This window comes from Pseudomonas amygdali (genome assembly GCF_002699855.1).
GTDB lineage: Bacteria > Pseudomonadota > Gammaproteobacteria > Pseudomonadales > Pseudomonadaceae > Aquipseudomonas > Aquipseudomonas amygdali.
Map to the genome: position 1 here is coordinate 36,472 of NZ_LKBW01000260.1, position 8,168 is coordinate 44,639.

Annotated in this window: 6 protein-coding genes; 4 read left to right on the plus strand and 2 right to left on the minus strand. The window is 58.9% G+C overall.

The window, feature by feature from the left end; genetic code table 11:
- Window positions 1-7 precede the first annotated feature (7 nt).
- From AO277_RS16035 to AO277_RS16050, 4 genes are read left to right on the plus strand one after another with little or no spacing between them, the layout of a single operon-like run.
- Entirely contained in the window at window positions 8-1,192 is a 1,185-nt protein-coding gene (locus tag AO277_RS16035) for a sensor histidine kinase (protein ID WP_044318519.1), read from the plus strand.
- A complete protein-coding gene (locus AO277_RS16040) occupies window positions 1,189-1,857 on the plus strand; it encodes a response regulator (protein ID WP_002552911.1) in 669 nt (222 codons plus the stop codon). Before AO277_RS16035 ends, AO277_RS16040 begins: the two co-directional genes overlap by 4 nt.
- On the plus strand, window positions 1,854-4,190 hold the full coding sequence (locus AO277_RS16045) for an ATP-binding protein (RefSeq protein ID WP_044318520.1): 2,337 nt from the start codon (window positions 1,854-1,856) through the stop codon (window positions 4,188-4,190). The genes AO277_RS16040 and AO277_RS16045 overlap by 4 nt, the downstream gene beginning before the upstream one ends.
- The gene (locus AO277_RS16050) at window positions 4,187-4,651 is read left to right on the plus strand and encodes a response regulator (RefSeq protein WP_002552910.1); all 465 of its coding nucleotides are present in this window, start codon (window positions 4,187-4,189) and stop codon (window positions 4,649-4,651) included. The genes AO277_RS16045 and AO277_RS16050 overlap by 4 nt, the downstream gene beginning before the upstream one ends.
- A 7-nt stretch (window positions 4,652-4,658) precedes the next feature.
- Here AO277_RS16050 and AO277_RS16055 read toward each other — a convergent pair whose 3' ends face one another.
- Together AO277_RS16055 and dusA are read right to left on the minus strand one after the other, a co-directional pair.
- Window positions 4,659-6,266 (minus strand): glucan biosynthesis protein, encoded by a 1,608-nt coding sequence (locus AO277_RS16055; protein WP_080899228.1) that lies wholly within the window; start codon window positions 6,264-6,266, stop codon window positions 4,659-4,661.
- Window positions 6,267-6,460: 194 nt separating this feature from the next.
- Window positions 6,461-7,480 (minus strand): tRNA dihydrouridine(20/20a) synthase DusA, encoded by a 1,020-nt coding sequence (gene dusA, locus AO277_RS16060; protein ID WP_044318521.1) that lies wholly within the window; start codon window positions 7,478-7,480, stop codon window positions 6,461-6,463.
- Window positions 7,481-8,168 lie beyond the last annotated feature (688 nt).

Sequence of the window (8,168 nt, forward strand, 5' to 3'; positions counted from 1 at the left end):
GCTCCCCATGCAAAGCCCCCCCCATGACCCGGCAAGCGCGCTGGCAATCCGCAATCAGTATCGCCAGTCGCAAAGCCGCGCTGCTCGCCTGCGTCTGTTAGTGGATACCGGTCAGGAGCTGACCCAATTACCTCCCGAGGCCATGCGCCAGAGAGTGCTGCAGCGCGCCTGCGCATTCGTCGCCATGGACCATGGCCTGCTGCTGGAATGGGGCACCGACAACAATGTGCAGACCACCGCCAGCCATGGCAATGCCGACCGCCTGAGTACCATTGAAACAGTTGCCGACCCGCTGGCCATCGGCCCGCAATGGCTGGAGCGCAGCGGTCCCGACTTGCCTTGTGTGCTGTTATTGCCGTTGCGTGGTGCCGACGAAGGCTGTTTCGGCACCTTGATGCTGGCCAACAGCGTAGGCATCAATGCCCCGGACAATGAGGACATCGAGTCCCTGCAACTGCTGGCAACGTTGCTGGCGGCACATCTGGAAAACAATCGACTGCTTGAAGCACTGGTCGTCAGAGAGCGCACCATGTCCGAACTGGTCCGCCAGTTGTTCACCGCTCAGGAAGACGAACGCAAACGCATGGCCTACGACCTGCACGACGGGCTGGCCCAGACACTCGCCGGTCTGCACCAGCGACTGCAGGGTTTTGCCGGTCGCTGTCCGGAACTGCCTGAGCCGCTGGATGCCGACCTGCAAGCCATTCTCAAGCTGGCGCAGCACTGCGTCGGTGAAGGTCGGCAGTTGATCAGCGGTCTGCGACCCAGCGTGCTGGATGATTTCGGGCTGTTGCAGGCAGTCGACAAGGAAGCCGACCGGCTGCGTGAAGCGGGCATTGCCGTGCAGTGGACGTCGCGTTCCCAGGCACGCTTGCCCAGCCACCTGGAAATTGCGTTATTCCGCATCGCTCAGGAAGGCATCAACAATGTCTTCAAACACGCCGGTGCCAGCCGCGTAGAATTGGCGCTGGAACTGAGTAACGACAATGTTTCACTAAGCCTGGAAGACAACGGCCGGGGCTTCATCACCGAAAAGCCGCGTAACGGCAGTAGCGTTCAAAAGCTGGGCCTGGTGGCCATGCAGGAACGCGCCAGCCTTCTGGGCGGTCGCCTGACCTGCTTCAGCCGCCTTGAGCGCGGCACCCGGCTGCGCGCCATCGTCCCTTTTACCGCAGACAAGGCAACAACATGACTGACACTGTGCGACTGGTTTTGGCGGACGATCATGAAGTGACCCGCACCGGGTTCGTCTCGCTGCTGGCGGGGCATCCGGAATTCGAAGTGGTCGGCCAGGCCGCAGACGGCCAGCAAGCCATCGACCTGTGCCAGGAACTGCAACCGGACATCGCAATTCTCGACATTCGCATGCCAGTGCTCAACGGACTGGGCGCTGCGCGAATTCTCCAGCAGCGCATGCCGGACCTGAAAGTGGTGATTTTCACCATGGACGACAGCACTGATCATCTGGAAGCCGCGATCAGCGCGGGGGCGGTGGGCTATCTGCTCAAGGACGCCAGTCGCGACGAAGTAATTGCCGGCTTGCAACGTGTGGCCCGTGGCGAAGAAGCCTTGAACAGCACCGTCAGTGCGCGCCTGCTGCGGCGCATGACCGAGCGCAACACCAGTGGCGCAGCCCTGCCGGAATCCCTCACACCTCGCGAACGTCAGGTACTGGGACTGGTGGCGGGCGGCTTCAGCAATCGTGAAATCGGCGAAAAACTCGGTATTACTACCGGCACCGCCAAGGCACACGTGGAAAAGGTCATCGGCAAACTGGGTGCCTCGGACCGTACTCAGGCCGCCGTGCGTGGCGTGGCGCTGGGCCTGGTGAGCCAGTCGACGAGCGAGTGGCGATGACGACAGCCGGAAGCAGTCGCTGGGAAGACCTTCCGTTACGCGGCAAGGCGCTGGTGGCCATTTCTTTGCCGCTGGCGATTCTCATGTTCTCGCTGGTGCTCATCTATATCGCTGAACGCCAGACCGCTCAGGCAGAGGAAGATGTACGTCGGGTGCTGCTGGTGCAAGGCGACATCCAGACACTGCATACCCAGATCGCAGAAGGTGCGGCCAGTGTGCGTGGCTACCTGCTGACTCATCAGGAAGACTTCCTGCCCGGCTACATCAATGCACAGCCGCTGATCGGGGCGGCATTGGCGCGACTCAACGACAATGTGCGCGATGAGCAGATGCGCGAACACCTCAAAGCCATCGAGCCGCTGATCGACACCAAGGTCGACGGCCTGGAAAAGCTGCGCTCGATGAGCATGGAAGATCAACAAACCGTTGCCCGCATTCTGGTCGAAAACAAGTACGTGCTCGACCAGTTGCGCGAACGGATCGGCATCATGCGCGAGCGCGAAGACGCCTTGCTCGCCGAGCGTACCGAAGCCGCGGCCGCCACCCGCGAACGCCTGCTGCTCTCGACCCTGCTGGCAGCCGCCTGCGGAATATTCGGAGCCATTCTTGCCGTGCTGATGCTGTCCAAAGGCATCGTGGCCAGGGTGCATCAGGTGCAACGCAATGCTCAGCGGCTGGCGCTCGGGCACCCGTTGCTGCCCCAACCCCCGGAAAAGGACGAAATAGGCCAGCTCGGCACCCGACTGGTCGAAGCCGGTCAATTGCTCGCCGAACGCGAACGCGCGCTGCGCGACAATGAAGAACGTTTGCGGCTGATCATCGAAGGCGTGAAGGACTACGGCATATTTGCGTTGGACCGCAACGGCTATGTCACCACCTGGAACGCAGGTGCCGAGCGCATCAAGGGCTACACAGAGCAAGAGATCATCGGTAAGCACTTCTCTGTTTTCTACCTGCCGGAGGAATGTCCGCAACACCCTGACATGGCATTGCGTGAAGCAACGGTCAACGGCCGCTACACAGAAGAAAGCTGGCGCAGACGCAAGGACGGCAGCCGTTTTTGGGCCAGCGTGGTGATTACCGCCCAATACGATGGCAATGATGAACTGCGCGGCTTTTCCAAGATCACCCGTGACATCAGTGATCGTCGTGTCGCCGAAATAGCCCTGGGTACGGCCCGCGAGGAAGCCGAGCGGGCCAGCCGGGCGAAAAGCGAGTTTCTCTCGCGCATGAGCCACGAGTTGCGCACGCCCCTGAACTCGATTCTGGGCTTTGCCCAGTTGCTGGACATGGACTCGCCTGCAAGCCAGCGACCGCAAATCGGCCATATCCTGAGAGCCGGCCAGCACCTGCTGAAACTGATCAATGAAGTGCTCGACATCGCCAGAATCGAAGCCGGGCATGTGTCCCTGAGCCTGGAACCGGTATCACTGTCGAGCGTACTTGAAGAAGCGCTGGTGCTGGTCTCGCCGATGGCGGCTGATGCCAACATCGAATTGAAGGCGTTGCCGCAATTGCCTGACAAGCTTGGCGTGGTCGCGGACCGCCAGCGCTTGATTCAGGTGTTGCTCAACCTGCTGTCCAACGCCATCAAATACAACCGTCCCAAAGGTCAGGTGCGGATTGAAGTCGAGCAGTCGGACGAGCGCGTTACCGTGAGCGTAATCGATACAGGCTACGGAATTGCGCCAGAGCGTATCGGGCAGTTGTTCAAACCGTTCGAACGACTGGATGCCAACCCGAGCGTCGAGGGCACCGGGCTGGGGCTGGCGCTGAGCAAAAGCATGCTGGAAATGATGCACGGTACCCTGTCAGTGCAGAACACACCGGCTGAAGGCTGCCGCTTCATACTCGAGCTGCCACTTGTTCTGGTGCACGCCCCCACAGCTCCCCTGCCACAGACTGGCATGCCTGCTGACGCCGCCCCTGTCGCCCGCCTGCCTGCTCGCCCTGCTTATCACGGCAAGCTGCTGTGCATCGAAGACAACCTTTCGAGCATGGCCTTGATCGAGACGCTGATGCAGCGCAGGCCCGGTATCCAGCTGCTGTCGAGCATGCAGGGGCAGCTGGGGCTGGATCTGGCCCGCCAGCATGCTCCTCAGCTGATTCTGCTGGACCTGAACCTGCCGGACATCAAAGGCCTTGAGGTGCTGCATCGTCTGCGGCGCTTGCCGGCTACGGCCAATACCCCCGTCCTGATGATTACAGCTGACACCAGTGATAAAGCCAGTTGCGAACTGAAACAGGCCGGTGCAACGGCCATTCTGACCAAACCCATTCAGGTGCCGGTGTTTCTTGCCCTCCTGGACCAGTATTTACCGGAGCCAACATGACCGGAGATTTTCGCATTCTGATCATTGACGACCAGCGGCCCAACCTTGATCTGATGGAGCAACTGCTTGCCCGCGAGGGCTTGACCAATGTGCTGAGCAGCACCGAGCCGTTGCGCACGCTGGACCTGTTCAACAGCTTTGAGCCGGACCTGGTGGTGCTTGATCTACACATGCCCGAATTCGATGGTTTTGCGGTTCTGGAACAGCTCAACCGGCGCATTCCGGCCAATGACTATCTGCCGATCATGGTGCTGACCGCCGACGCGACACGCGATACCCGACTACGCGCACTGGCGCTGGGCGCACGGGATTTCATCAGCAAGCCGCTGGATGCGCTGGAAACCATGCTGCGTATCTGGAACCTGCTGGAAACCCGCGCGCTGTATAAATCGCTGCGCAAGCTGGTGCCGCCGGAAAACATCGAGCTGTTGCGCCAGCCACGGACGCTGGCGCAGCAGTGAGGCGTCTTTACTTGATGAGCGTCACCGGCACTGACACTTCATGGATCACCCGCGTGGCTACCGAGCCCAGTAGCAGGCCGCCAAAGTTGCCTAGCCCGCGGGTGCCCATGACCACAGCATCACACCCCAATCGCTGAACCTCGGCTTCTACCTGCTCGGCGACGTTGCCCAGCTCGACATGGGCCTGGAACGGCACGCCCGCTGCGGTCAGCAGCGCAATCGCATCATCGAGCACCCGCTTGCCTTCATTGGTCAGCCCGGCCTTCACACCATCAATCATGTCGGGGGCCAGATAAAGGCTGTAATCAATGGGGCTGGCCTGCACATTGAGGATATGCACCTCAAGCGATTTGGTGAGGTCGCCAGACAATTCGATGACAAATTTTCGCACGCCTTGCGGCCGCGTCTGTCCTGGCCGGCCACCATTACCGAAACGAGTCGCTACGCAATGAGCCAACTCACCGGGGCATGGCTCGTCCGCCAGCCAGTGCAGACGATAACGCAGCCGGTAATCTGTTCCAGGGCCTGCCGGTTTTTCAGGTACCCACATGGCGACGATATTGTCGTGGATCTCATCGTCTGTAGGAATTTCAACCAACTGTACGGCGCCTTTCCCCCAATCGCCCAAGGGCTCGACCCACAGGCTCGGCCGCCGTTCATAATGCACGCCATCCAGGTAATGGCTGAATTCGCGATCCCGCTGCAGCAGACCGAAACCTCGCGGGTTATTGTCGCTGAAGGCAGATGCCATGGTTCTCGGCGGGTTGTTCAACGGTCGCCATATTCGCTCGCCTGCACCGGTCCAGATCGCCAGTCCGTCGGAGTCATGCACCTCGGGCCGCCAGTCAGCAGCTGTTTTCTTGGTCTGTTCACTGAACCAGTACATTGAGCTGATCGGCGCGATGCCGAACCTTTGCACTTCGCCGCGCATGAACAGTGCGGCCTCGACCTCCATGACCACCCCTTTGCCCCGCTGTATGGCAAAGCGATACGCCCCACAGATGCTCGGCCCGTAAAGCAGTGCATAGACAACGACTGAGTCGGATGTATTGCTGTCCGGCGATTCAAACCAGAAGTGAGTGAAGTCGGGAAATTCTTCCGCACGCTCGGGCTGGGCGACATCCAGCGCGATACCACGTGCGGAAAGTCCATATTGATACAGCTCGCCAATGGCACGAAAGTACGCAGCGCCGAGAAAAGCCGTCCAATCGTTATTACGCCAATCCAGTTTTTGCTGATCGCCTGTTCGACTTTCCTGAAAGCGAAACCCGGCAAAGCCAACACCCTGAGTCAACTGACGCGCAGGGCTGTCTTCGGGCATGTCGAAATACGCCTGATCGTAGAGAATTTCCTTGGCAGCACCCTTATCGACGACATAGAGCCGCACCAGCTTGGGGAAAAACTTCCCCGGGTGAAAAAAAGTGATAGGAAACTGGCCCGGTCCCTCCGCGAACAATGCGTACTCCGGCTTGAAGCGAATCTTGCCGTGAGCGTCGTAGTCCAGTTTCGCCAGTACCTCCGCCGAAAGAGTTGACGGCACAATGTACGGCTGTGAGGCGGCCTCTTTTGCGCGCTGCACTAAAAGATCAAACGAAAAGGGCTCGCTATCGCCCATTTTCAGCGGCTCGTCAGCCTGTGAGGAAGAAGGGATACCTGATACGAACAACAGAGCAGATATCGAAGAAAACTCGAGAAAGTTTCGTCGATTCAACATGGTGGGAAGTGACCTGGTGGGGGTAGATCTGGTGGGCGGTAGACCTGAGCATAGATCAGTCCGCCAAATACACCCGTTCAGCTCGTCCGATTAACTCAATGCCCCTCAAGGAACGCCGCTGCCTGATCCAGCAACAGCATGGGATTTTCGGCCTTGTGTATATCAACCGACAGCAACTGACGGAAAAGCCGTGCGCCGGGGAAACCCAAACCAAGCCCGAGCATGTGCCGAGTGACATGGTGCATGTTGCCACCGCTGGCAATATGCGCCGCAATGTACGGCCGCATCGACTCCAACGCATCGTAACGACTGATAACCGGCGCAGTGCTGTCGAACAACTGCTGATCAACATGCGCCAACAGATACGGGTTGTGATAAGCCTCACGGCCCAGCATGACGCCGTCGAAGGTCTGCAAATGTTCGCTGCACTGCTCCAGCGTCTTGATGCCACCGTTGAGTACAATCTCCAGGTCAGGAAAGTCAGACTTCAGTTGCGCGACCACGTCATAACGCAGCGGCGGAATATCGCGGTTTTCCTTGGGAGACAGTCCTTCGAGAATCGCGATACGGGCGTGAACCGTAAAACTCCCGCAACCCGCCTCCTGAACCTTGCCAACGAAATCACACAACTCGGCGTAGCTGTCGCGGCCATTGATACCTATCCGGTGCTTGACCGTAACCGGAATACCAACCGCATCGCGCATCGCCTTCACGCAATCCGCCACCAACTCAGGATGCGCCATCAGGCACGCGCCGATCATGTTGTTCTGCACCCGATCACTCGGGCAACCGACGTTCAGATTGACCTCGTCGTAGCCCGCCTCTTCAGCCAGCCGGGAACAGGCAGCCAGGTCCGCCGCCGTGCTACCGCCCAACTGCAACGCCAGCGGGTGCTCGGTCTCGTCATGACGCAAGAACCGCTCGCGGTCGCCGTGCAGCAAGGCACCGGTGGTGACCATTTCGGTGTAGAGCAAGGCATGCTTTGAGAGCTTGCGCATGAAGTAGCGGCAATGGTGGTCGGTCCAGTCCATCATCGGGGCGATGGAGAAGCGGCGGGACAGTGTGGTGGCTGATTGGCTAATGGTTGTAGGGGTTTCGTGGTTTTCAGTTGTCATGTGAATTGATCTTTTATGCAGCCGCTTCTACCCGGGTTGATTCATTTTCAGCAAGCGGTCGTCACAATGTAGCAATCGACGCTGGAAATGTTGCAATTTGAGATGGGTACGATCACAGCACGTAAACGCGAAGGTAAAACCACTGGTCTCACGGCGCAGATACGGATTGTCAGGAATGCGCGGCAGTTTAACAGGAAGGCAGGCTGTGGAGTGCAGTAGGTGGCTTAGGTCAAGGGCCAGTGGGATAGAAGTCAAATTCTGCTCGATATCTCAAATGGTAAACGCTGGCCTTCGTGCTGATGCAGATCGGCGAGCGGGCTACATTTTGACACGCCGACACGCGCTACAGGTGTAGCCTATGACAGCTGTAAGCCTATCGGTAGTTCAAATGGTGCCGCGTCAGAGCAGTGGCAGGAAATGCACGAAACCAACGTATTGACCTGATTGGATCTAACGCCGGAGGCGTATGAGCGGTGTTACGTATTTTTAGCCAAAGGGCCAAAGCAAGCCCTCACAGGGTACGAACGAGGCGCTGAGCTCCACTTAGAGCATAGAGCAGAGGCGATGGTTGGACTTGCAAGAGTAAGCTGAGAGGACAGTGGATTGGTCGAACGCGGGAGTATCAGTTTTTTTGTGTTCGGGCTGGTTAGGGCCTGCCGTCAGGCAGGCCCTTGTTTTACCAGCTCGG

What these genes read in the sequence shown, in the direction of transcription:
- AO277_RS16035 (WP_044318519.1), top strand. Translation starts at nt 8, where the DNA reads ATGCAAAGCCCCCCCCATGACCCGGCAAGCGCGCTGGCAATCCGCAAT.
- AO277_RS16055 (WP_080899228.1), bottom strand. Translation starts at nt 6,266, where the DNA reads ATGGGCGATAGCGAGCCCTTTTCGTTTGATCTTTTAGTGCAGCGCGCA.
- AO277_RS16040 (WP_002552911.1), top strand. Translation starts at nt 1,189, where the DNA reads ATGACTGACACTGTGCGACTGGTTTTGGCGGACGATCATGAAGTGACC.
- dusA (WP_044318521.1), bottom strand. Translation starts at nt 7,480, where the DNA reads ATGACAACTGAAAACCACGAAACCCCTACAACCATTAGCCAATCAGCC.
- AO277_RS16045 (WP_044318520.1), top strand. Translation starts at nt 1,854, where the DNA reads ATGACGACAGCCGGAAGCAGTCGCTGGGAAGACCTTCCGTTACGCGGC.
- AO277_RS16050 (WP_002552910.1), top strand. Translation starts at nt 4,187, where the DNA reads ATGACCGGAGATTTTCGCATTCTGATCATTGACGACCAGCGGCCCAAC.